General features: G+C 73.0%; 20 protein-coding genes. 8 read left to right on the top strand and 12 right to left on the bottom strand.

Features of this window, described 5'->3' with window-relative positions; all coding sequences use genetic code 11:
* Nucleotides 1-13 precede the first annotated feature (13 nt).
* From serS to FFT21_RS13995, 3 genes are read right to left on the bottom strand one after another with little or no spacing between them, the layout of a single operon-like run.
* Nucleotides 14-1,279, bottom strand: coding sequence for a serine--tRNA ligase (gene serS / locus FFT21_RS14005; RefSeq protein ID WP_137814280.1), 1,266 nt, complete (start codon nt 1,277-1,279; stop codon nt 14-16).
* A 43-nt stretch (nt 1,280-1,322) separates the two neighbouring features.
* Complete coding sequence (locus FFT21_RS14000; RefSeq protein WP_137814279.1) at nt 1,323-2,489, bottom strand: glutathionylspermidine synthase family protein; 1,167 nt, start codon at nt 2,487-2,489, stop codon at nt 1,323-1,325.
* The gene (locus FFT21_RS13995) at nt 2,489-3,217 is read right to left on the bottom strand and encodes a hypothetical protein (protein ID WP_307722934.1); all 729 of its coding nucleotides are present in this window, start codon (nt 3,215-3,217) and stop codon (nt 2,489-2,491) included. The genes FFT21_RS14000 and FFT21_RS13995 overlap by 1 nt, the downstream gene beginning before the upstream one ends.
* Nucleotides 3,218-3,458: 241 nt before the next feature.
* On the opposite strand from FFT21_RS13995, the gene FFT21_RS13990 reads away from it, so the two are divergent.
* Nucleotides 3,459-4,385, top strand: coding sequence for a septum formation family protein (locus FFT21_RS13990; RefSeq protein WP_225978397.1), 927 nt, complete (start codon nt 3,459-3,461; stop codon nt 4,383-4,385).
* A gap of 4 nt (nt 4,386-4,389) precedes the next feature.
* Entirely contained in the window at nt 4,390-4,740 is a 351-nt protein-coding gene (locus FFT21_RS13985; RefSeq protein ID WP_137814277.1) for a metallopeptidase family protein, read from the top strand.
* Here FFT21_RS13985 and FFT21_RS13980 read toward each other — a convergent pair whose 3' ends face one another.
* Both FFT21_RS13980 and pheA read right to left on the bottom strand, forming a co-directional pair.
* Nucleotides 4,741-5,352 carry a histidine phosphatase family protein gene (locus FFT21_RS13980; protein WP_137814326.1) on the bottom strand — a complete coding sequence of 204 codons (612 nt, stop codon included), beginning with the start codon at nt 5,350-5,352 and terminating at the stop codon, nt 4,741-4,743.
* Between the two features lie 33 nt (nt 5,353-5,385).
* Nucleotides 5,386-6,306, bottom strand: a complete 921-nt coding sequence (gene pheA, locus FFT21_RS13975; protein ID WP_137814276.1) for a prephenate dehydratase — start codon at nt 6,304-6,306, stop codon at nt 5,386-5,388.
* Nucleotides 6,307-6,417: 111 nt separating this feature from the next.
* Here pheA and FFT21_RS13970 point away from each other — a divergent pair, with 111 nt between their 5' ends.
* Nucleotides 6,418-7,023 (top strand): macro domain-containing protein, encoded by a 606-nt coding sequence (locus FFT21_RS13970; protein WP_137814275.1) that lies wholly within the window; start codon nt 6,418-6,420, stop codon nt 7,021-7,023.
* A 79-nt stretch (nt 7,024-7,102) separates the two neighbouring features.
* Nucleotides 7,103-7,738, top strand: a complete 636-nt coding sequence (locus tag FFT21_RS13965; protein ID WP_192909530.1) for a response regulator — start codon at nt 7,103-7,105, stop codon at nt 7,736-7,738.
* Nucleotides 7,739-7,787: 49 nt separating this feature from the next.
* Here FFT21_RS13965 and FFT21_RS13960 read toward each other — a convergent pair whose 3' ends face one another.
* From FFT21_RS13960 to FFT21_RS13930, 7 genes are all read right to left on the bottom strand, one after another.
* Nucleotides 7,788-8,933 carry a GAF domain-containing sensor histidine kinase gene (locus FFT21_RS13960; RefSeq protein WP_137814274.1) on the bottom strand — a complete coding sequence of 382 codons (1,146 nt, stop codon included), beginning with the start codon at nt 8,931-8,933 and terminating at the stop codon, nt 7,788-7,790.
* A gap of 93 nt (nt 8,934-9,026) precedes the next feature.
* On the bottom strand, nt 9,027-12,377 hold the full coding sequence (gene cydD, locus FFT21_RS13955; RefSeq protein ID WP_137814273.1) for a thiol reductant ABC exporter subunit CydD: 3,351 nt from the start codon (nt 12,375-12,377) through the stop codon (nt 9,027-9,029).
* Entirely contained in the window at nt 12,374-13,381 is a 1,008-nt protein-coding gene (gene cydB, locus FFT21_RS13950; protein ID WP_137814272.1) for a cytochrome d ubiquinol oxidase subunit II, read from the bottom strand. The genes cydD and cydB overlap by 4 nt, the downstream gene beginning before the upstream one ends.
* A 37-nt stretch (nt 13,382-13,418) precedes the next feature.
* Nucleotides 13,419-14,936 (bottom strand): cytochrome ubiquinol oxidase subunit I, encoded by a 1,518-nt coding sequence (locus FFT21_RS13945; RefSeq protein WP_137814271.1) that lies wholly within the window; start codon nt 14,934-14,936, stop codon nt 13,419-13,421.
* 270 nt (nt 14,937-15,206) lie between these two features.
* Entirely contained in the window at nt 15,207-15,881 is a 675-nt protein-coding gene (locus FFT21_RS13940) for a helix-turn-helix domain-containing protein (RefSeq protein WP_137814270.1), read from the bottom strand.
* The gene (locus FFT21_RS13935; protein ID WP_137814269.1) at nt 15,878-17,092 is read right to left on the bottom strand and encodes a fumarylacetoacetate hydrolase family protein; all 1,215 of its coding nucleotides are present in this window, start codon (nt 17,090-17,092) and stop codon (nt 15,878-15,880) included. The genes FFT21_RS13940 and FFT21_RS13935 overlap by 4 nt, the downstream gene beginning before the upstream one ends.
* Nucleotides 17,089-17,955, bottom strand: coding sequence for a hypothetical protein (locus FFT21_RS13930; RefSeq protein WP_137814268.1), 867 nt, complete (start codon nt 17,953-17,955; stop codon nt 17,089-17,091). Before FFT21_RS13930 ends, FFT21_RS13935 begins: the two co-directional genes overlap by 4 nt.
* 67 nt (nt 17,956-18,022) lie before the next feature.
* On the opposite strand from FFT21_RS13930, the gene FFT21_RS13925 reads away from it, so the two are divergent.
* The 4 genes from FFT21_RS13925 to FFT21_RS13910 all read left to right on the top strand — a co-directional run bounded on the left by FFT21_RS13925 (nt 18,023) and on the right by FFT21_RS13910 (nt 22,575).
* Entirely contained in the window at nt 18,023-19,213 is a 1,191-nt protein-coding gene (locus FFT21_RS13925) for a homogentisate 1,2-dioxygenase (protein WP_137814267.1), read from the top strand.
* 148 nt (nt 19,214-19,361) lie between these two features.
* Complete coding sequence (locus tag FFT21_RS13920; protein WP_371856796.1) at nt 19,362-20,141, top strand: DUF2470 domain-containing protein; 780 nt, start codon at nt 19,362-19,364, stop codon at nt 20,139-20,141.
* A 153-nt stretch (nt 20,142-20,294) separates the two neighbouring features.
* Nucleotides 20,295-21,095 carry a CPBP family intramembrane glutamic endopeptidase gene (locus FFT21_RS13915; protein WP_225978402.1) on the top strand — a complete coding sequence of 267 codons (801 nt, stop codon included), beginning with the start codon at nt 20,295-20,297 and terminating at the stop codon, nt 21,093-21,095.
* Between the two features lie 292 nt (nt 21,096-21,387).
* Nucleotides 21,388-22,575, top strand: a complete 1,188-nt coding sequence (locus FFT21_RS13910) for an arginine deiminase (RefSeq protein ID WP_192909535.1) — start codon at nt 21,388-21,390, stop codon at nt 22,573-22,575.
* The last annotated feature ends 10 nt before the right edge of the window (nt 22,576-22,585 follow it).

Here is a 22,585-nt window from a genome sequence, read left to right as displayed (position 1 = left end):
AACCAGCACCGACCTAGCCGACCGGTTCGAGGATCTCCCGGCCGCCGAGGAAGGGGCGCAGCGCCTCCGGAACCCGCACCGAGCCGTCGGCCCGCTGGTGGTTCTCCAGGATCGCCACGATCCACCGGGTGGTGGCCAGCGTGCCGTTCAGCGTGGCCGCCACCTGCGGTTTGCCGTTCTCGTCTCGATACCGGATGGCGAGCCGGCGGGCCTGGAACGTGGTGCAGTTCGAGGTGGAGGTCACCTCGCGGTAGGTCTGCTGGGACGGCAGCCACGCCTCGCAGTCGTACTTGCGGGCGGCGCTGGCGCCCAGGTCCCCGGCGGCCACGTCGATCACCCGGTACGGCAGCTCGACCTTGGCCAGCATCTCCTCCTCCCAGGCCAGCAGCCGCAGGTGCTCCTCGTGCGCCTGCTCGGGCCGGCAGTAGGAGAACATCTCCACCTTGTCGAACTGGTGCACCCGGATGATGCCGCGCACGTCCTTGCCGTAGGAGCCGGCCTCCCTGCGGTAGCAGGACGACCATCCGGCGTACCGCCTGGGGCCGGCGGACAGGTCGATGATCTCGTCGGCGTGGTACCCGGCCAGCGGCACCTCGGAGGTGCCTACCAGGTAGAGGTCGTCGTCCCGCAGCCGGTACACCTCGGCGGCGTGCGCGCCGAGAAACCCGGTGCCGTCCATGATCTCCGGGCGGACCAGCGACGGCGTGATCATCAGGGTGAACCCGGCGGCCACCGCCTGCGCGGCGGCCATGTTCAGCAGGGCGAGCTGGAGCTGCGCGCCGACGCCGGTGAGGAAGTAGAACCGCGACCCGGACACCTTGGCGCCGCGCTGGGTGTCGATCGCGCCGAGCGCCTCGCCGAGGTCCAGGTGATCGCGCGGGGTGAAGTCGAACGACGGCGGCTCGCCGACGTGCCGGAGCACCACGTAGTCGTCCTCACCGCCGGGCGGCGCGCCCTCCTCGACGACGTTCGGGATCCGCTTGTGTGCCTCCAGCAGCGCCTGCTCGGCCTCGGCCTGCTCCGCCTCGGCCGCCTTGACATCCGCGGCCAACTGTTTCGCCCTGGCCAGCAGCGTCTCCCGCTCCTCGCCGGAGGCCTTGCCGACCTGCTTGCCGAGTTGCTTCTGCTCGGCGCGCAGCGAGTCGGCCCGGGACACCACGGCGCGGCGCCACTCGTCGGCGGACAGCAGCGCGTCAACGGGCTTGTCGTCCTCACCACGGGCGCGCTGCGATGCGCGCACGACGTCCGGGTCCTCGCGCAGCGTCTTCAGGTCGATCACAGCAGGTCAGCCTACTTTGTTCGGACCAGCCGTTTTCGGCCGGTCAGGACTCCGGGATGCGATGCGGGACGAACGCGGAGCCGTTGTCGGTGACCAGGCCGACGGTCTCCCGGATGCCCAGGCCGGCGGCCGCGTCGCCGACGATCCACGCGCCCAGGCACGGGCGCAGGCCGTCGAAGTCGGGCAGCGGGTCGAACGCCTGGTAGACGTAGCCCTCCCTGCCGTACACGCCGCCGGTGGCGGTCTCGTACCCGGGCGCGACGATCTCGATGTTCGCGCCCTCCCGGCCGAGCTTGGGCTTGCGCACGTACTCGGTGAGCAGCCCGGGCTGGTCCACGAAGGCGGGCAGCAGGTTGGGGTGGCCGGGATACATCTCCCACAGCACGGCGAGCATCGCCTTGTTGGACAGCAGCATCTTCCACAGCGGCTCGATCCACAGCGTGCCGGGCAGGCCCTCCACCGCGTAGCGGCCGAACTCCTCCTCGACCATCCACTCCCACGGGTAGAGCTTGACCACCGTGGACATCGGCGCCTCTTCCAGGTCGACGAACCGCTTGAGCAGCGGGTCCCAGCCGATCTCCTCGATGGCCAGGCCGACCGTGTTCATCCCCGCCTCGGCGGCGGTCTCCTGCAGGTAGGCGACGGTGACATGGTCCTCGCCGGTGGCGTCCGCGGTGGACCAGGTGAAGTGGGTGTCGCCGGAGGGCAGCAGCCCGGTGATCTCCTTCCACCGCTCGACCAGCTTCTCGTGGATGGAGTTCCACTGGTCGTCGTCCGGGAACAGCTCGGTCTTCCAGTGCCACTGCACCACCGACGCCTCCAGCAGCGCGGTCGGGGTGTCCGCGTTGTACTCCAGCAGCTTGGCCGGGCCGGAGCCGTCGTAGCGCAGGTCGAAACGGCCGTAGACGTGCGGGTCGCGGCGGCGCCACGACTCGGCGATGTGCGGCCACACCCACTCCGGGATGCCGAACTCGCGGTAACGCTCCGTGGTGATCACATTGTCCACCGCATCCAGGCACATCGAGTGCAGCAGTTCGACGTCCGCCTCGATGGCCAGCACCTCGTCCATGTCCAGGACGTAGTGCGCGGACTCGTCCCAGTAGGGCCGCGGCGCGCCATTCGGCAGGCTGGACGGCGAACCGAAGACGAGGCCCTGCTCGGCGATCTTCTGCCGCCAGTCCGGCCGCGGCCGGGAGATTTCCCGGCGCACTAGCTGCCGCCTCCGCTCTTGCCGCTGAAGCCCTTGATGCCGAAGCCGCCGCGCTGGATGGTCTTGCCCGACCCGGTCCTGATGGTGGCGTTGTCCGGCTTGGTGAACGTGCCGCCGCTGACCGTCTGGCCGACGTGGAACGGGGATGGGCCGTAGTAGTAGCGGTACTGGCCGAAGCCGGGCAGGAAGAAGATCCCGCCCGAGTTGTAACCGCCGTGTGAGGCCACATAGTTCTGGTCGCAGTCCTCTTCCGGCACCGCGACGTTGTTCTGGTCGACGCAGGTCGCGCTGACCTCCTCGGGGCTGGCCAGCGCGTAGCCGGCGGCCACCAGGGCGGCGACGCCCACGGTCACCCCGCCGCCGATGAGCAGCCGCTTCTTCCGCCGCCGCTTCCGCTCCGCCTCGGCCTGCTCCGCCTCCTCGCGTTCCCGCTCCTCCTGCTCGGCGCGGGCCCGGGCGCGCTGCTCCGCGACGGTCGGCGGGCGGGGCGTGGCGGACTCCGGATCCTGGAAGCGCATCGTGCCGCGCACCGTGGGCTCCTCGGGCGCCGCCCGCTCGCCGCCCGAGCCCGCGGCGCCTTCGTCGGCGGCCGCACCCAGGTCCAGCGGTTTCGTCTCCGGGGGTGGCTCAGCATGCTGCGCCGATGTGGCCGGCTCTGCTGCGCCGGACGTGGCACCGTCTGTGGGGCGGCCGGCCGCGGTGCCGTCCACCCTGCTGTTCTCGCTCATGGGCCCTCCCGGCGGGCACCGTATCCAAGGATCGCCCATTCGGTGGGCGAAATGGCTCCATCTCCCGCCACGTCACACTGGTCGGCTGCCCGTGCCGTGGCTTCGCCTGGTCGTGGCAACTCCACCGCTCATTCTGCCCGTCACACCAGCGTCAACGGCAAGGAGCGGCATCATGGAGGAGATGTCCGCAAGCGCCGATCGGTTCCCTCGTCCGGGTCGCACCCGGAGCACCCGCGTGGTCATGGCGGGAGCACTGGTCGGCGCCTTCGCGCTGCTCGCGTCGAGCACGCTGCTCTCCTGGCCGGTGCGGGGCGGCGGCGGGCTCGGCTTCAGCCACGCCGCGTCCACCGCCGTGTTCAACGCCGCCCCCGGAACCTGCCTGACCTGGTCCAAACCGGACGGCTCGGACATGGCGGCGGTGAACTGTGCGGATCGTCACCTGTTCGAGGTCAGCGCGGCCGTGGACATCGCGGCGAGGTACCCGCAGGGGGCGGCGTTCCCCGACCCGGCGGCCTGGCCGCAGCTCACCCAGCAGACCTGCACCGAGCCGACCAGGAAGTACCTGGGCGGCCGCCTCGACCCGTTCGGCAGGTTCGGCGTCGGCGCGCTCAAGCCCAGCGAGGACCAGTGGCGCCGGGGCGTGCGTACGCTGCACTGCGGCCTGCAGAACGCCGCACCGTCCGGCCGGCTGCTCTTCACCACCGGGCGGGTGGCCGAGGGTGACCAGTCCGACGTGCACGAACCCGGTAGCTGCCTGGGCATCGTGAACAAGGGCGTCGGCGACCCGGTGAACTGCGCCCAACCGCACTCCTTCGAGATCGTCGGTGTGATCGACCTCGGTACCCAGTTCCCGAACGGCTTCCCGCCGGAGGGCAAGCAGGACGAGGCGCTGGCCGGCCTGTGCGGCAAGCTCGCCGCCGACTACTCCGGCCACGCCGACCTCGGCGCGCGGAACCTCATCGTCGCCTGGGACAACCGCCGGCAGGAAAGCTGGAACGCCGGCTCGCACCGCACCGACTGCAAGGTCGGGCAGAAACTGCCGGACAACAGCGGGCTGGCCCCGGTGACCGGCAGCATCCGGGCTAAGGCGCCGCTGCAGGCCGCTCCGCCGCAGGAGGCGCCGCAGGGCGCGCCGCAGGAGCAGCAGCCGCCCCGGCAGGGAGGCTGAGACGGTGCCGGTGCAGATGTCCCGCGCGCGGTTCGAGGAACTCGTCGGCGAGGCCCTCGACCTGCTTCCCCCCGAGCTGGCCAGCGCGATGGACAACGTCGTGGTACTGGTCGAGGACTGCGACCCGGACGACCCCGGCCTGCTCGGGCTGTACCACGGCATCGCGCTGACCGAGCGCACCTCCAGCTACGCCGGCGTGCTGCCGGACCGGATCACCATCTACGCCGAGCCCATCCTGGCCATGTGCTCCTCGGAGGAGGAGGTCGTCGACGAGGTGGCGGTCACCGTGGTGCACGAGGTCGCGCACCACTTCGGCATCGACGATGCCCGGCTGCACGAACTCGGCTGGGCCTGATCAAGCCAGGTGGACGCCGGTCCACTCCAGGCAGCGCCAGCCGGTCGGCGAGGCGTGGTCGGCCTCCAGCACCACCTGGCCGGTGTTGGGTACCAGGGCGTGCTTGGTGAGCTCCGCCGCGACGTTGGCCAACTGGTGGGCGACCAGCCGGACCGCGGCGCCGTGGCTGACCAGCACCACGGCGCCATCCGGGTGCTCGGCACGGATGCGTGCCACCACGGCGACGAACCGGTCGAGCACCTGGCGGCCGGTCTCGCCGCCCGGCATCGACACGTCCAGGTCGCCGTCCGCCCACGCGGCGTAGACCGCGAAGAACCGCTCCAGGGCGGGCCGGTCGTTGCGGCCCTCCAGGTCGCCGACGAACACCTCGTGCACGCCCTCGACCACGCGCACCGGAAGACCGTGCGCCTCCGCTACCGGGGCGGCCGTCTGCTGCGCGCGCACCGCCGTGCTGGCGTACACCGCGACCACCGGCTCGGTGGCCAGCGCCGCGGCCAGTTCGGCGGCCTGCCTCCGGCCCTCCTCGGTCAGCGGCGGGCCCGGCGGCTTGGAGTCCAGCGCCATGTGCACGTTGGACGGCGTCTGGCCGTGACGTACCAGGTGCAGCCGCAACGTGCTCATCGACGCTCCCTCCGCTCGTACGGGTCATCCGGTCTCGCCGTGGCGGACCGCGGTGAGCCACTCTGCGGCCTGCCGGAACTCCGTGTCCACCGCGTATGCGGGCACGGCGGTGCTGATCCGTTCCGCGGTGGGATACGAACCCAGGAAGCGGACGTGCAGGCAGCGGCGGCGCAGCGCGGCCAGCGCGTCCCCCACCCGCTCCTCGGCGACGTGGCCGATCAGGTCGAGGAAGAACCGGTACTCGCCCAGCCGCTCCTTGGTCGGCCGCGACTCGATCCGGGTCAGGTTGATCCCGCGCAGCGCCAACTCGGCGAGCATCTCGGCGAGCGCGCCGACCCGGTCGGGGGTCACCGCCACGATCGAGGTGCGGTCCGACCCGGTGGGTTCCGGCAGCGACCCGGGGCGGCGGACCAGCAGGAACCGGGTGGCCGCGTCGGCGACGTCGGCGATGTTGGTGGCCAGCACGTCCAGCGGGTAGTGCTCGACCGCGACCGGCGCGGTCACCGCCGCGTCGTACTCGCCCCGGCGTACCGCCACCGCCGCGGCGGCGGTGGACGTCGCGGCGACCGTCGCGGCGTGCGGCAGGTGGGTGGCCAGCCAGTCGTGCACCTGGGCCAACGCGTGCGGATGGCTGGTCACCGTGCGTATCTCGGCCGGCCGGGTCCCCGGTCGGACCAGCACGCTGAACCGCACCGGCAGCACCGTCTCGGCCACCGCCACCACCGGTTCCCCGGTGGCCAGCGCGTCCATGGTGGCGGGCACCGCGCCCTCGACCGAGTTCTCCACCGGCACGCACGCCGCGTCCGCCTCGCCGGTGCGCACCGCGGCCACGGCGGCCGACACCGTGTCGGCCGCCACCAGTTCGTCGCGATCAGGATGGGCGAGCGCGCGGGCCGCCTGCTCCGTGAACGTTCCCTGCGGTCCGAAGTAGGCGATGCGCGGCACGTTGACACCCTAACGACCGCACAGAGTGATTGTTGCTGAGGCGGAGATCACTCAAATGGCCGGTAGCCGGCCGGGTGACATGTAGGACGGCTCTCCTGCAATGCTTGAGCCGTGACGGCCGATTCGGAGGGTGTGACGGACGCTCCGGGACGATCGCTGCGGTTGGTGCTGTGCGCGGTCGACAACGCCCTTGCCGAGGCGTGGCTCGCCGAGGCGGAGGGGCGCGACGGCATTGTCGTGCATCACGGGTCCGTGCTGGACATCGGCGCGGACGCGGTGGTCAGTCCGGCGAACTCGCACGGCTGGATGCGCGGCGGGATCGACGCCATGTACGCGCGAGCCTTCCCGGCCGTGCAGCAGAACGTGCGCAGCGCGGTGCTCGCCTACCACGGCGGCGAGCTCCCGGTCGGCGAGGCGGTGATCGTGCCCACCGGCGAGGTGGCACCGTTCTGGCTGATCAGCGCGCCGACCATGCGGGAGCCGGGCGAGCGGCTGCCGGCCGACAGCGTGCACCCCTACCTCGCGGCGCGCGCCGTGTTCCGGCTGTGGCTGCACGGGCGGCTGGACGAGGGCAGCCCGGTCCGTGAGGTGGTGCGCACCATCGCCATGCCCGGGCTCGGCACGGGGGTCGGCGGGATCTCCCCGCGTACCTGCGCCCGGCAGGTGGTCGCCGCCTGGGACGAGGCGTTCAGCGAGATCACCACCTCGAACGGCTGACACCTGTGGACAACCTGGGGACAGTCCCCGGGACGGCTGTGGACAACTCCGCGTCCGACCAGGAACGTACTGTGGACGCGTGGCGGTGCGAGTGCTGCTCGTCGACGATCACGAGGTGGTCCGCCGGGGTCTGCGCGACCTGCTCGACTCCGAGGACGGCATCGAGGTGGTGGCCGAGGCCGGCGGCGTCGCCGAAGCCGTGGCCATGGCCGGGGCGCACCACCCGGACGTCGCGGTGATCGACCTCAAGCTGCCGGACGGTGACGGGGTGGCGCTGTGCCGCACACTGGGCGCCGGCTCGGGCGGTCCGCGCTGCCTGGTGCTCACCGCGTTCGACGACGAGGAGGCGCTGGTCGGCGCGATCAGGGCGGGCGCGTCCGGGTACCTGCTCAAGCAGGTGCGCGGGCACGATCTGGTGCACGCGGTACGTGAGGTCGCCGAGGGCCGCTCACTGCTCGACCCGCTGACCACCGCCCGGGTGCTGGACCGGATGCGGCGGGGCGAGCGGCCGGACGAGTTGGCCACGCTGACCGACCAGGAGCGCCGGGTGCTGGACCTGGTCGGCGAGGGGATGACCAACCGGCAGATCGCCGAGCGGCTGTTCCTCGCCGAGAAGACGGTGAAGAACTACGTCACCTCGGTGCTGGCCAAGCTCGGCATGGAGCGGCGCACGCAGCTGGTCGCCTGGGTGGCTCGCCGCACTCGCCCGCGGTGATGTCCTCGGCGGCCGGCGGGCCCCGCACGTCGCGAGCTCGGGCCCGCCGCTAGGACGGGACCGGCGCGGTCCAGCTCACCGTGGTGCCGCTGCGCGCGGAGGACACCACCTCGCAGTGCCCGCCCGCGGCGGCCGCCCGCTCCTCCAGGTGCCGCAGGCCGCGCCGGGTCACCCCGGGCGGGATGCCGCACCCGTCGTCGCTGACCGAAAGTCGCAGCGTGCCGGCGTCCCGGGAGAGCCGCACGAGCACCGTGTGCGCACCGGAGTGCCGCACCACGTTGGACAGTGCCTCGCGCAGCGCCGCCCTGGCGTGGTCGGCCACCGCGACCGGCACGTCCGCCGGATCGCCCTCGATCTCCAGCCGGGGTGGGAAGCCGAGCAGCTCACCGGCGGTGTGTACCTCGGCCCGCACCGAGTCGAGCAGGTCGGGAACCTTGGCCGGCTGGTACGGGTCGGCGCTGCGCAACGCGCGCACCGTGGCCCGCACCTCGGCGATGGTCCGGTCGAGCTGGTCCACCGCGTCGGTGAGCCGGTCCCGCTCGGCCGGGTCGAGCCGGTCGGCCAGCTTCCGGGACAGCACGTCGAGCCGCACCCCGGAGGCGTACAGCCGCTGCACGATCACGTCGTGCAGGTCGCGGGCGATCCGCTCGCGCTCCTGGTAGACGGCGATGCGCTGGCGGGCGGTGGAGCCCTCGGCGAGCACCAGCGCCAGCCCAGCATGCGCCGCGAACGAGGCCAGCACGTCCACCGCGACCGGGGCGAACGGCGCCGCGCCCTTGCGCCGGTACACCGCGAGCGCGCCGAGCTTGCGTTCCCGGGTGCCGAAGGGGGTCACCGCGAACGGGCCGTAGCCGCGCAGCGCCCGGGGCACGTAGGGCGCGGTCCTCGGGTCCGCGGTGAAGTCGTCCACCACGAACGGCACCGCGCCGCGCGCCACCCGGGCGGCGGTGGACCGGGCGGAGAGCACGGTGCCGACCGGATCCTCGCCGGGCCCGGCGACCCGACCGTGCGCGGCCTCCACGGTGAGCCGGCCGTCGTCGGCGCGCACCATCGCCAGCCCCAGGTCGGCCTCGGCCAGCTCGGCGGCCCTGCGGACGACCAGCGGCAGCACCGCGTCCGGGTCGTCCCCGGCGAGCGCCGCGGTGGTGATCTCGGTCGACGCGGCGAGTACCCGCGAAGCCAGGTTCGGTTCCATGGTCAGGTTCAGGTTATGCACCCACCGGTTCCGGGTGCGACAGACGCGCACTGGCCTATTCAGAAGTTCGCGTCATTCAGCGGCACGTGCGGTCTACCCGGCCCTCACCACACCGGCCGCTCGCACGGGCCTGGCGGCCCGTGGTCGCTGGGCCGGTTCTGAATGAGGCTCACAGGCGGCGCGCAGGTCGATCACCAGGTCGGCGCCGGCGGCCTCCTCCGGGCGGTGCGTCACGTGCACCACGGTCCGGCCGGCGAGCACCGTGCGCAACCGGTCCAGCAGCGCGCGGGCGGTGGGCTCGTCCAGGTGCGCGGTGGGCTCGTCGAGCAGCACCAGGTCGGCGTGCTCGGCCGCCAGCAGCGCCCTGGCCAGCGCCAGCCGCTGCGCCTCGCCACCGGAGATGGCCGCTCCCCCGGTGCCCAGCCGCACGTCCAGCCGGTCGGTCCAGCCGGGCAGCCCGGCGTCCCGCAGTGCCCGGCGCAGCCGCTCGTCGTCCGCGTGCGGGTCGCCCAGCCGCAGGTTCTCCCGCACCGTGGTGGACACCAGCTGCGGTTCCTGCGGGCACCACGCCACCGCGTCCGGCAGGTCGGCCCGGCCGCGTTCCGGGACGAGGAAGCCGAGCAGCAGGGCGAGCAGGGTGGACTTGCCGGCTCCGGAGGGGCCCGTCACCGCGACCAGCGAACCGGCCGGCAGGTGCAGCGACACATCCCGCAGCGTGGGTGCGGCGGCACCCGGCCAGCGGGCGGCCACGCCGTCCAGGCACACCTCGGCGGCGGCGTCCGGACGGATCGGTGGACCCGTCTCGGCGTGCAGCACCTCGTCCAGCCGGCCGGCGGTGGCGTGCAGCACGCCGAGTTGCTGGGCGGCGGGCGGCAGCAGGGCCAGCGTCTCGGCCAGGGCCAGCGGCAGCAGCCCGAGCAGCGGGGCCAGCACCGGGTCCAGCCGGCCGGCGGCGACCGCGGCGGCGGCCAGCACCACCCCGGCCAGCGCGGCCAGCCCGGTCGCGGCGGTGACCACGGCGGTGGCCGCGCCCGCGCCGAACGCCTGCCGGCGGGCGCGGCCGGCCAGCTCGGCGTCCCGGCTGGCCAGCTCGACGCGGCGCGGGCGATGCGCCCCGCAGGCGATCAGGTCGGCGGCGGCGTCCAGCAGGCCCAGCACGGCGGTGGTCACTCCCCGGCGGCCGGCGGCGAGCGCGTGGCTTGCCCGGCGCTCGGCGAGCACCGCGACGGCCGGCGCTCCCAGCCCGGCCACCAGCAGCGCGGCGGCCAGGGCGAGCCCGGCGGCGGGGAGCACGGCCGCCTGTACCGCCACCGCGCCGGTGGCGACCAGGCCGGCGACCAGCGGCGGCAGCAGCACGCGCGGCACCAGATCGCGCACCGTGCCGGTGTCGTCCACGAGCCGCTGCAGGCCGTCGGCGCGGCGCAGCCCGGCGGTGCGCGCCGGCCCGAGCGCGACCAGCGCCCGCCACAGCCGCACCCGCAGCGCCCCGGCCAGCCGGAACGCGGCGTCGTGCGACACCAGCCGCTCCGCGTACCGCAGCGCGCCCCTGGCCAGGCCGAAGGTGCGCACCGCGACCACAGCGACGGACAGGGTGAGGATCGGCGGCTGCTGGGACGCCTTGGCGATCAGCCACGCGGACGTGGCGGTGAGCGCCACGCCGCAGCCCAGCGCGGCCGCGCCGAGCACGGCGGCGCCCAGCAACCGCCGGTCCACCAGCCGGCGCAGCGCGGCCCGGCTCGGTGTGGTGGTCGGTGTCGCGGCGGTGAGCACCGGGGCGGCTGGGCTCGGCGACGGGTCCGGGTCGGCGAGCCGGTGGCTGACCAGGAGCACCGCGGCGCCGCGGTCCGCGGCCCGGTGCAGCGCGGCGGTGACCCGCGCGGCGCTGGCCGGGTCGAGGTGCGCGGTGGGTTCGTCGGCGAGCAGCAGCCAGGCGCCGCGGCGCAACCGCAGCAGCCCCCTGGCCACCGCGACCCGCTGCCGCTCGCCAGTGGACAGCTCGCCCACCGGCCGGTCCAGCAGGTGCTCGGCGGCCGCCTCGCCGGCTACCTCGCGCAGCTCGTCCCGGGTGGCCGGCCCGCCCGGCTGGTCGGTGACCGCCAGCGCCAGCTCGCCGGCCACCGTGCCGCCCGCGAAGGCCGGTCGCTGCGGGATCCAGGCGGTTCGCGCCCGCCAGGCAGCACCGTCTACTGTGGACAAGTCGGTCCCGCCGACGGTGATCCGCCCGGATGCCGGAGTGACGAAGCCGAGCAGCACGCCCAGAGTGGTGGACTTGCCGGTCCCGCTGGGCGTGTCCAGCCGGGTGATCTCACCGGGCCGCACCCGCAGTGACAGCCCGTCCGGGGCGTAGCCGTCCCGGCGGGCCACCCGCAGGCCGTCCACCCGAAGCTCGCCGGGGCCGGGCGCGGCACCCCCCGCGCCCGCCGGCACGGGTTCGTCCAGCACCTCGGCCACCCGGCGCACCGCCTCCATGCCGTCCTCGCTGGCGTGGTGCGCCGCCCCGGCCGCGCGCAGCGGCAGGTAGCACTCCGGCGCCAGCACCAGCACCAGCAGTCCGGTGGCCAGGCCCAGGTGCCCGCCGACCAGCCGCATGCCGATGTCCACCGCGACCAGCGCCACCGACAGGGTGGCCACCAGTTCCAGCACGAACGCGGACAGGAACGCCACCCGCAGGGTGCCGAGCGTGGTCCTGCGGTGCTGCTCGCCGACCCGGCGCACGGCCTCCGCCTGGGCCTCGGCGCGGCGGAACGCGGTGAGCACGGGCAGCGCCCGGACGAGTTCCAGCAGGTGCCCGGACAGCCGCGCGGTGGCGTCGGCGGCCCGGGCGGCGCGCTGCTCGGTGTGGCGGCCGATGAGGACGGCGAACACCGGGATCAGCGGCACCGTGATCGCGATCAGCATCGCCGACGTGGGGTCGGCGAGCAGGATGTAGCCGCCGACCAGCGGCGGCACCACCGCCGCGGTGACCAGCGCCGGCAGGTACCGGGTGAAGTACGCGTCCAGCGCGTCCAGCCCGCGGGTGGCCAGCACGGTCAACTCGGCCGGGCCGCGAGCGTCGATCCACTCTGGGCCGAGCGTGAGCGCCCGGTCCAGCAGCCGGGCGCGGAGTTCCTCCTTCGCGCCCGCGGCGGCCCGGGCGGCCACCGACTCGATGGCCCAGCCGAGCACCGCCCGGGCGACCACGGCGACCGCCAGCACCCCCGCGCGATCGGCCACTGTGGACAGCCCGGAGCGGTGCCCGACCACGTCCGCCAGCGCGGACGAGATCGCCCATGCCTGCACGGCAAGAGCGACGGCATTCAGCGCGGCCAGCAGCCCGCAGCCGTACAGGGCCCGGCGCGCGGAACCGGACAGCCGGGGCAGCGCGCCGAGCGGACCCCGTGATCCGCGCCCTGCCGGCGCGATCGCGGGCGGGCCGACTCGCGGAGCAGCAGGCGGCCCGTTCATGGGACGTGCACCGGGGGAATGTGGTTGGTTCCGATCCGCTTCCGGAACACCCAGTACGTCCAGCCCTGGTAGACCAGCACGGCCGGGGTGCCGAAGGCGGCCACCCAGGTCATCACGGTGAGGGTGTACGGGCTGGACGCGGTGCCGTGCACGGTCAGCGAGTACGCCGGGTTCAGCGTGGACGGCAGCACGTCCGGGTACAGCGCGCCGAACAGCGAGATCACCGACGCGGCGAGTGCCGCGCCGAGCAGGGCGAACGCCCGGCCGGCCCGCCCGGACGCGAGCACCACCAGGGCCCCCACGGCGGCCAGCGCGGCCAGCCCGGCGGCGACCGCGGTGGGCGCGCTGCCGTGCCGCAGTTGCACCACGGCCAGCAGGGCGGCCAGCGGCAGCAGCGCGACCGGGCCGATCCGCATGGCCAGGCGGGCGGCCCGTCGCCGCACGTCGCCGTCGGTCTTCAGGCTGAGGAACAGGGCGCCGTGCAGCAGCGAGAACCCGGCCACCGCCAGCGCGCCGAGCGCGGTCTCCGGCCGGATGATGGCCAGCGCCGAGCCGACCCGGTTGCCCTGGGCGTCCAGCGGCATGCCGACCACGTTGGTGGCCAGCAGCGCGCCCACGCCCAGCGCCGGCACCCAGGAGCCGAACACGATCGCCCGGTCCCAGTTGCGCCGCCACCGGTCGGTGTCCACCTTGCCGCGGTACTCGAAGGCCACCCCGCGCAGGATCAGCGCGACCAGCACCAGCAGCAGCGGCAGGTATGCCGCGCTGAACAGGGACGCGTACCAGCCGGGGAACGCGGCGAAGGTGGCGCCGCCGGCGACGATCAGCCACACCTCGTTGCCGTCCCACACCGGCCCGATGGTGTTGACCAGCACCCGCCGCTCCTCGTTGGTACGGCTGAGCACCGGGAGCAGCATGCCAACCCCGAAGTCGAACCCCTCCAGGAACAGGTAGCCCAGCCAGAGCAGGGCGATGACGCAGAACCAGAATGTCGCAAGGTCCACTGTGGACTCCTCGGTGCGGGCCGCGGACCGGCGGGCGCTAGTAGGCGAAGGCCAGGACGTCTTCGGCGGGTTTGTCCTCGCCGGCCGGGGACGGCGCGGCCCCGTACTCCGGCATCACCCCGGGTACGCCGGCCCGGGCGTAGCGGACCAGCAGGAAGCCCTCGACCGCGGCGAGCGCGGCGTACAGCGCGGTCAGCACGATCACCGAGGTGAGCATCTCGCCGGCGGAGACGCCGCGCGAGACGGCCTGCGCGGTGTACAGCCACACGCCGTCCACACCAGATGGATTCGGGTTGGGCACCACGACGAACGGCTGCCGGCCCATCTCGGTGAAGATCCAGCCGAAGCTGTTGGCCAGGAACGGGGTGGCGATGGCGGCGAGCGCGGCACGGTGGAACCACCTCCCCCGGGGCACCCGGTCCCGGCGGGTCAGCCACAGCGCCAGCGCGGCCGCCAGCGCGGCGATCCCGCCGAAGCCGATCATCAGCCGGAAGCCCCAGTAGGTCACCGGCAGCGAGGGCACGTAGTTGATCGGTTTGCCGGCCAGCGAGCCGAGCGCCGGGTCGTTCGGGTAGGTGGTGCCGTACTTCGCCTGGTATTCGCCGATGAGCTGGTTGACGCCCTTGACCTCGGTGGAGAAGTCGCCGTGCGCGAGGAAGGAGAGCAGCGCCGGCACGGTGACGCTCTTCACGCTCTCGCAGTCCCGGCGGGCCACGTCGCCCACCGCGAAGATCGAGAAAGAGGCGGGCGACTCGGTGTTGCACAGCGCCTCGGCCGACGCCATCTTCATCGGCTGCTGCTGGAACATCAGCTTGCCCTGCACGTCGCCGCTGACCGCGACGGCGGCGAACGCGGCGAGGCCCACCCAGGCGCCCAGCCGCAGCGAAGCCCGCCACACCGTCCGGTCCGGGTGGTCCTTCGGGGTGTCGCGGTGCTTGCGGGCCAGGTGCCAGGCGGCGACGCCGACCAGGAAGGTGCCGGCCACGGCGAACGAACCAGCCAGCGTGTGCGGCAGGGTGGCCAGCACGGTCGGGTTGGTCAGCACCGCCCAGATGGAGGTGAGCCGGGGCCGGCCGTCGACGAAGGCGATCCCCACCGGATGCTGCATCCACGAGTTCGCCGCCAGGATGAAGAACGCGGAGACGTTGGTGGCCAGCGCGGCCGCCCAGATGCAGGCCAGATGCGCGGCCCTGGGCAGCCGGTCCCAGCCGAAGATCCACAGGCCGAGGAAGGTGGACTCGACGAAGAACGCGACCAGGCCCTCCATCGCCAGCGGCGCGCCGAACACGTCGCCGACGAACCGGGAGTACGCGCTCCAGGCCATGCCGAACTGGAACTCCTGCACGATGCCGGTCACCACGCCCATGGCGAAGTTGATCAGCATCAACTTGCCCCAGAACTTGGTCATCGCCAGGTAGTGGGGCTTGCCGGTGCGGAACCACGCGGTCTGCATGACCGCGACGAGGACGGAAAGGCCGATGGTGAGCGGCACCATCAGGAAGTGGTAGACGGTGGTGATCCCGAACTGCCACCGGGCGATGTCCAGCACGTCCACGGCCGTTGCACCTCACTCACGCCGGCACCCGCCGCGGCGGCGGGTGCCTTTCCCGATCGACGCTAGATCGGCCGGAGAACACCAGATCAGATACAACGGTCCTCTTTGCGCACGGGACCTAGGTCCCGTGCGCTGCGTCACCTTCCCACGACACCAAAAGCCCAAGTCAGAACGGGTTCGGCGGACTCGGTCACGGGAATGGCAGGGGATCGCGTGACGAAGAACGCAATCCGCGGAAGTGACCGCGGTGATGCGTTCTGCAGCGGTGGGTCAACGCAGCGCGTCGGCGACCACGGCGGCGGCCTGCACCACCCTGGGGCCGACCGCGTCGACGTCCAGCGGCTCCATGGCCACCACGCCCACGCTGGCCCGGATTCCGGGCACGCCGCGCACCGGGGCGGCCACCCCGTGCGCGCCCGCCTGAAGTTCGCCGGAAGTCACCACCCACGGCGGGCCGTCCGCGGGCAGGCCGATCGCCCGCCCGGCGGCGCCGCGATTGAGCGCATGCCGGGTGCCGACCCGGTAGGCCACGTGGTACGCGGTCCAGGACGGTTCCACCACGGCGACCGCCTGCGCCTCGTTGCCGTCCGCGACGGTGAGGTGCGCGGTGGCACCCACCTGCTCGGCCAGCGCGCGCAGCGCGGGGAGCGCGGCGAATCGAAGTTGCGGCAGCACCTTGGCGGCCAGGCTGAGCACGCCAAGGCCCAGCCGCACGCGGGAGCCCTCCCGGCGCACCAGGCCGCGCGCCTGCAACGGCACCAGCAGCCGGTACACGGCGGCCCGGCTGGCCCCGATCGCGGCGGCCAGCTCGCTGATGCTCGGCGCCTCCGCCTCGGCGTCGGCCACCGCCTGCAGCAACGCCAGCCCGCGCTCCAGGGTCAGCGAACTCTCCTTGGTCGACCCGCCGCCCCGAGCCGCCGACCCGGGTCTGGCCAGGCCGGTCACCGCTGCTCCCGTTGATCCGCGGGTCCGGCCAGCACCGTCCCGGTCACCTCGGCCAGGCCGACGAGCGAACCGCCGTCGCCCGGCGCCGTTGCCGTGATCATCACCGTGTCACCGTCCTCGAGAAAGGTGCGCCGCGTACCGTCGTCCAGGGTGACCGGTTCCCGGCCGCCCCAGCTCAGCTCCAGGAACGAACCACGCTGCCGCCGCTCGGGCCCGGACACCGTGCCGGAGGCGAACAGGTCGCCGGGCCGCACCGTTGCCCCGTTCGACGTCAGGTGGGCCAGTTGCTGGGCACACGTCCACGACATCGTGGCGAACGGCGGGGTGGCCACCAGCGTGCCGTTCCAGCGCACCTCCAGGGAGAGGTCCAGGCCCCACGGCCCGGACTCGAGGAGGTACTCCAGCAGCGGGTGGTCCGGCAGCGGCGGCGTCACCCTGGCCACGGTCAGCGCCTCCAGCGGCGTGATCCACGCGGCGATCGAGGTGGCGAAGGACTTGCCCAGGAAGGGGCCGAGCGGCTGGTACTCCCAGGCCTGGATGTCCCGCGCCGACCAGTCGTTGACCAGCGCGACGCCGAAGACGTGCTCGGTGACCGCCGAGGTGGGCACGCGGGAGGCGACCGGGCCGCCGCAGACGAATCCCACCTCTGCCTCGATGTCCAGCCGCTCGGTCGGGCCGAACACCGGGCCGCCGGTGCTCCGGCGCTGGCCGCTGGGCCGGACGACGTCCGTACCGGAGACCACCACGGTGCCGGCCCTGCCGTGGTAGCCGACCGGCAGGTGGGTCCAGTTCGGCAGCAGCGGCTCCGCGTCCGGGCGGAGGATGCGGGCGACGTTCTCCGCGTGGTGCCGGGAGGCGTAGAAGTCGACGTAGTCGGCCACGGTGAAGGGCAGCACCGGCCGCACCTCGGCCAGGGGCAGCAGACTGGCGCCCCGCGGCGCGGACGCCGAGCGCACCGCCTCCCCCAGCCGGACCCGCAGTTCCTGCCAGGCCACCCGGCCGGCGGCCAGCAGTGGGTCCAGCGAGTCCGCGGCGACCAGCGGGCCGACCCGCTCGCCGAGCGCGTCTGCCAGCGGCCGCAACGGCAGCGCGTGGTCCCCCACCCGCACCGCGACCTGCCGGCCGCCTTCCGTGTCGATCACCCCGTACGGCAGGGTCTGCGGGCCGAACGGCCGGTCGGCACGGAACTCCGGGTCGTCGATCCAACTCACAGCAGGCCCAGCCGTTCCAGGTCGGCGACGGGCTCGGCGATCGAGCGGGAGCCGTACGAGGCGAACACCCCGCGCACGGCGTGCGCGGCGGCGTCCGAGAAGGACTTGGCCTCGGCGGCCAGCGCCGGGCCGTCCGTACTGGACAGTGCGGCGCGCACGTCGCCGCCGGAGAGCGCCCGGCCGGTGGCCACCAGCAGGTTCAGGAAGCCGTGCCGGGTGATGCCGGTCCGGTCGTCGGTGCACCGCACCGCGCCGTCCAGGCCGGTGGTGGCCTTGAAGGACACTCCGCTGCCGGCGAGCACGGACAGGAAGTCGGCGACGTCGTCCACGGTCGGGTACGCCTGCGAGTTCAGGCCGCCGCAGCGCAGTTTGGGCCAGCTACCGTGCTCGGCGACCCGGCGGACGCCGTCCAGCCAGTCCGGGCCGCCCCGGCGCGGCTCGACGACGCGGATGACGTCCTCGGGCACGAACTCCGACACCCGCTCCAACCAGACCTCGTCCACGTCGGAGGGTGCCGGCATCTCGACCATGCGCAGCGCCAGCAACTCGCTGCGGGACTCCACAATGGACACCGATTTGGGCACTCCGCCCAGGCCGGTGTCGATCACCAGTGACAGCGCCACCGGCTTCACCGGCTTGAGCTTGATCAGCTCGGTGATCAGCTCGGGCAGCCGGGACGCCGGGCAGAGGAAGAGACCCATCACGCCGGCCCGTTCGCCGGCGCGCTCGTCGAGGTGGACGCGTACCGCGTCGGCCATGGTCACGTCGCTCGGGGGGAACAGAGCGGCGTCGTCGACCAGCCGCGCGAGCAGGGGTGGAGTGCCTCCGGGACCGAGCGAGCGGAGTTCTGCAGCGCTTGACACGGATGACACGCTAACGGTGACTCAGAAGCGAACAAAGACGTTCGCAGAACGAACACCGGGAGGGGCTATGCCGTACTATCGCCAGATAGGACAAATACCCCGAAAACGGCATACGCAGTTCCGCCGGCCCGACGGGGGGCTGTACGCCGAGGAACTGATGGGCGCGGAGGGCTTCGCCTCCGACTCCGCCCTGCTGTACCACCGGCACCTGCCCACGGCCATCGTGAACGCCGAGGCCGTGCCGGACGATTCCCGGGAGACCACACCCAACCTGCCGCTCAAGCCGAGACACTTCCGCACCCAGGAACTGAAGTGGGAGGCGCCGGGTGAGGTGGACGCCGTCACCGGCCGGCGGCTGCTGTTCGGCAACGCCGACGTGCGGATCTGCTTCGTCGCCGCGAACCGGCCCAGCCCGCTGTACCGCAACGCCACCGGTGACGAGTTGCTGTACGTGCAGACCGGGTCCGGCGTGGTGGAGACGATCTACGGGGTGCTGCGCGTCAGCGCGGGCGACTACCTGGTCGTGCCCACGTCCTGCACCTACCGGGTGGTGCCCGGGGAAGGCGGGGAGCCGTTGCGGGTGCTCGTGCTGGAGGCGTCCGGGCACATCGGCCCCCCGAAGCGGTACCTGTCGGCCAGGGGGCAGTTCCTGGAACACGCGCCGTACTGCGAGCGGGACGTGCGCGGGCCAACCGAGCCGCTGGTGGTGGACGGCGAGGACGTCGACGTGCTGGTCCGGCACCGCGCGGGCGTCACCCGCTACACCTATGCGCACCATCCCTTCGACGTGGTGGGTTGGGACGGTTGCCTGTACCCGTGGGTGTTCAACATCCGCGACTTCGAGCCGATCACCGGGCGGGTGCACCAGCCGCCGCCGGTGCACCAGACCTTCGAGGGACCGAACTTCGTGGTCTGCTCGTTCTGCCCGAGAAAGGTCGACTACCACCCGCAGGCCATCCCGGTGCCCTACAACCACGCCAACGTGGACTCCGACGAGTTGATGTTCTATGTGGGCGGCAACTACGAGGCGCGCAAGGGCTCGGGCATCGGCATCGGGTCGATGTCGCTGCACCCCTCCGGCTGCACGCACGGGCCGCAGCCCGGTGCGGTGGAGGCGGCGCTCGGCGTGGAGTACTTCGACGAGACCGCGGTCATGGTGGACACCTTCCGGCCGCTTTCCATCGGCGAGGCCGGCCAGGCCTGCGAGGACCCGCGCTACGCCTGGACCTGGGCACGTCGCGGACCGGACTGGAGTTGACCCGGCTGAATCCGCCGGGGTCGCGACCGTCGACCGTTCGGGGAGTGACAATCGTCACTCAGTGAAGCCGCGGGGATCGCCAGCCGCCCGATCGGGCTCTTCCCCGCGCGACCCACTCCGCTTAGGGTTACCTAAGTTGGAGGTGCCAGTGTCTGCCAGTCGCCGCCCCCCGGCGCCGGACCCGGCCGAACGCGCGCGGACCATCGCCATGCGCGGCGGCCGGGCCACACTGATTCCCTGCGCCGACGATTCGATGCGGCTGACGCCGTTGCTGCACCACGTGCAGCCGGACGGCTCGGCGGCACTGCTGCTGCCGGACGACCACGCCCTGGTGGCCACCGCGTGGCAACTGCCGCGCGGAGACCTGACCGCCGTCCTGGAGATCGCCGACCCCGCGCCGGTCGCGCTGCGCGAACCGGTGCGGGGCCTGCTGTGGATCGCGGGCTGGCTGCACGTGCTGGACGAGACGGCGGCGCGGGCGGAGGCGCTTGCCATCGCGGAGGAGCGCGCCGACCCTCGGCTGCTCGACGTCGGCCACGGTGTCGCCGTGCTCCGGCTGGTACCCGCCTCGCTGGTGCTGGCCGACGCGGAGGGCACCAGTTCGGTGCAGATCGCCCAGTTCGCCGCCGCCCGGCCCGACCCGTTCTGCCGGGACGAGGACGGCTGGCTGCGGCACCTGGAACTGTCCCACCGTGACGTGGTCGGGTTGCTCACGCGGCACCTGCCGGAGCGGTTGCGGGGTGGCCATGTGCGGCCGCTCGGCCTGGACCGCTTCGGTCTCCGGCTGCGGGTGGAGGCGGCTGACGCCGATCACGACGTGCGGATCGCGTTCTCCCGCCCGGTTTCCACCGCCGGCGAGTTGGCCGCCGAGCTACGCCGCCTCGTCGGCTGCCCGTTCCTCGCCGCCACCCGAGGATCAGGGCGGTAGCCGAACTGGCGAGCGATTACCGAGGTAGCCCCACTGGTTTTCGGCCGCGGGCTGCGGTGGGGTGGGTGGTTGCTGCCGACCGCCGCCGTCCCTCGTCGGTCGACCGGTCGCCGGAACCGCGGCGCGGTGGGCGGGTAGCGTGCGGGCGTGGCGCTGCGCGACTGGGTGCTGCCGGAACGTCCGGCCGGGATCGTGACCATCGACGAGGCAGAGCAGCGTCGAGCCGCCACCTGGGAACTGCTGATCGTCTTCAGCATCACGCTCGGGCTGTCGGCGCTGCGCAGCCTGCTGTCCCTGCTGGACTCGCTCCTCAAGCCCGGGCCGCTGAACCGGCAGTCGGTGGCACTGAACGTTCCGCAGGCCGCCGCACACCTGATCGACCTGCTGCTCCAACTCGCGAACGTGCTGCAACTCGCCGCCTGGGGCGCCCTCGGCGTGTACCTGCTGTGGCGCACCGGCACCCGCGCCCGGGAGATCGGGCTGGACCGCCGGCATCCGGCGGGTGACCTCGCGAAGGGCGTCGGTCTGGCCGCGCTGATCGGCATTCCAGGACTCGGCTTCTACCTGCTCGCCCGCGCGCTCGGGCTGAATCTCACCGTGCTGCCGTCCACGCTGACCGACACCTGGTGGCGGGCTCCGGTGCTCGTCCTCGCCGCCATCGGGAACGCGTGGGCGGAGGAAGCCCTGGTGGTCGGCTACCTGATCACCCGGCTCCGCCAGTTCGGCTGGCGGGAGAACCGTTCGCTGCTGGCCTCCGCCGTACTGCGCGGCTCGTACCACCTCTACCAGGGCTTCGGCGGCTTTCTCGGCAACGTCGTGATGGGGCTGGTGTTCGGCCGGGCGTGGCAGCGCACCAACCGGCTGTGGGCGCTGGTCGTCGCGCATGCACTCCTCGACGTGGTGGCCTTCGTCGGCTACACCGTGCTGCACGGCCACGTCCGGTGGCTGCCCTGAAATCCAATGTGACGGCTATCACGTCTGACCCCAGGTTTCCGAAGTGGCCGGATCTCGCCCCCAGGAGCACGGCGTCGCCCCACCGTACCGGACCGCGGACGCAACGATTCACCCTAGGAAGAGGCGTCCTGGTTAACGATCAGCTCTTCTAAACCGCGATATTCGAGGATCTCGCTCGTACGTTGGCGGTTGGGTGCAGCCATCCACCGCCGCAGCCGCTACCCTGCATGGCGTGACCGCGCAATCAACGGCTGCCGAGGAGTTGATCGCCGAGCAGGGTCCGGCTCCCCGGGTGGACAGCGAAGTTGGCCCGTTGCGCACCGTGCTGCTGCACCGGCCGGGCGCCGAACTGAAGCGACTCACCCCGCGGAACAACGACCAATTGCTCTTCGACGGCATCCCGTGGGTGGACCGCGCCCAGGAGGAGCACGACGCCTTCGCCGAATTGATGCGGGCCCGCGGCGTCGAGGTGCTGCTGCTGGCCGATCTGCTGGTCACCGCGCTGTCCGACGGGCGAGCCCGGGCCGCCGGGATTCACTCCGCGGTGGACGAGCGGCGACTCGGCATCGACCTCGCCGACGCGGTCCGCTCCTACCTCTCCAGCGCCGGCCCCGAGGAACTTGCCGGCATGCTGACGGCCGGCCTGACCTTCGAGGAACTGCCCGCCGCCGAGGGCGCCTCGCTGGTGCGGAAGATGCACCACCCGCACGACTTCGCCCTGGAACCGTTGCCCAACCTGCTGTTCACCCGCGACTCGTCGGTATGGGTGGGCGACCGGGTGGCGATCACCTCGCTGGCCATGCCGGCGCGCAGCCGGGAGACCGCGCTGACCGACCTGGTCTACGCCTATCACCCGCGGTTCCGCCGCACCGGTCGCGCCTACGGGGCGCACTCGGCGCCGCTGGAGGGCGGCGACGTGCTACTGCTGGCCCCGGGCGTGCTCGCCGTCGGCGTCGGTGAACGCACCACGCCAGCCGGGGCGGAGTCCTTCGCCCGCTCGGTGTTCGCCGACGGCCTGGCGCACACCGTGCTCGCGGTGCCGATCGCGCAGGCACGCGCCACCATGCACCTGGACACCGTGTGCACCATGGTGGACCGGGACGCGATGGTGATGTACCCGGCGGTGCGCGACAGCCTGTCCGCCTACCCGTTGCGGCCCAACGGGTCCGACGGCGTCGCGGTCTCCGGCCCTGTGCCGTTCCTGGCCGCGGCGGCGGAGGCGATGGGCATCGAACGGCTCCGCGCGATCGAGACCGGCCTGGACCCGGTGACCGCCGAGCGGGAGCAGTGGGACGACGGCAACAACACCCTGGCAATCGCACCCGGGGTGCTGGTCGCCTACGAGCGCAATGTGGAGACCAACAAACGCCTCGAGGAGGCGGGCATCGAGGTGCTGCGCATCTCCGGCTCCGAGTTGGGCTCCGGCCGCGGTGGGCCACGCTGCATGTCCTGCCCGATCGACCGCGCGCCGTTGCGCTGAGCAAGCCGCG

Origin of the sequence: Gandjariella thermophila, from assembly GCF_005405885.1 — a bacterium.
Classification (GTDB): domain Bacteria; phylum Actinomycetota; class Actinomycetes; order Mycobacteriales; family Pseudonocardiaceae; genus Gandjariella; species Gandjariella thermophila.
Note: the sequence above shows the minus strand (reverse complement) of the source record. Positions and strands in the feature narration are given on the sequence as shown.

Bases quoted from the DNA above. Each gene is read 5' to 3' on its own strand.
- FFT21_RS13960 (WP_137814274.1), bottom strand. From the start codon at position 8,933: ATGGAACCGAACCTGGCTTCGCGGGTACTCGCCGCGTCGACCGAGATC.
- cydD (WP_137814273.1), bottom strand. From the start codon at position 12,377: ATGAACGGGCCGCCTGCTGCTCCGCGAGTCGGCCCGCCCGCGATCGCG.
- FFT21_RS13990 (WP_225978397.1), top strand. From the start codon at position 3,459: ATGGCGGGAGCACTGGTCGGCGCCTTCGCGCTGCTCGCGTCGAGCACG.
- FFT21_RS13925 (WP_137814267.1), top strand. From the start codon at position 18,023: ATGCCGTACTATCGCCAGATAGGACAAATACCCCGAAAACGGCATACG.
- FFT21_RS13995 (WP_307722934.1), bottom strand. From the start codon at position 3,217: ATGAGCGAGAACAGCAGGGTGGACGGCACCGCGGCCGGCCGCCCCACA.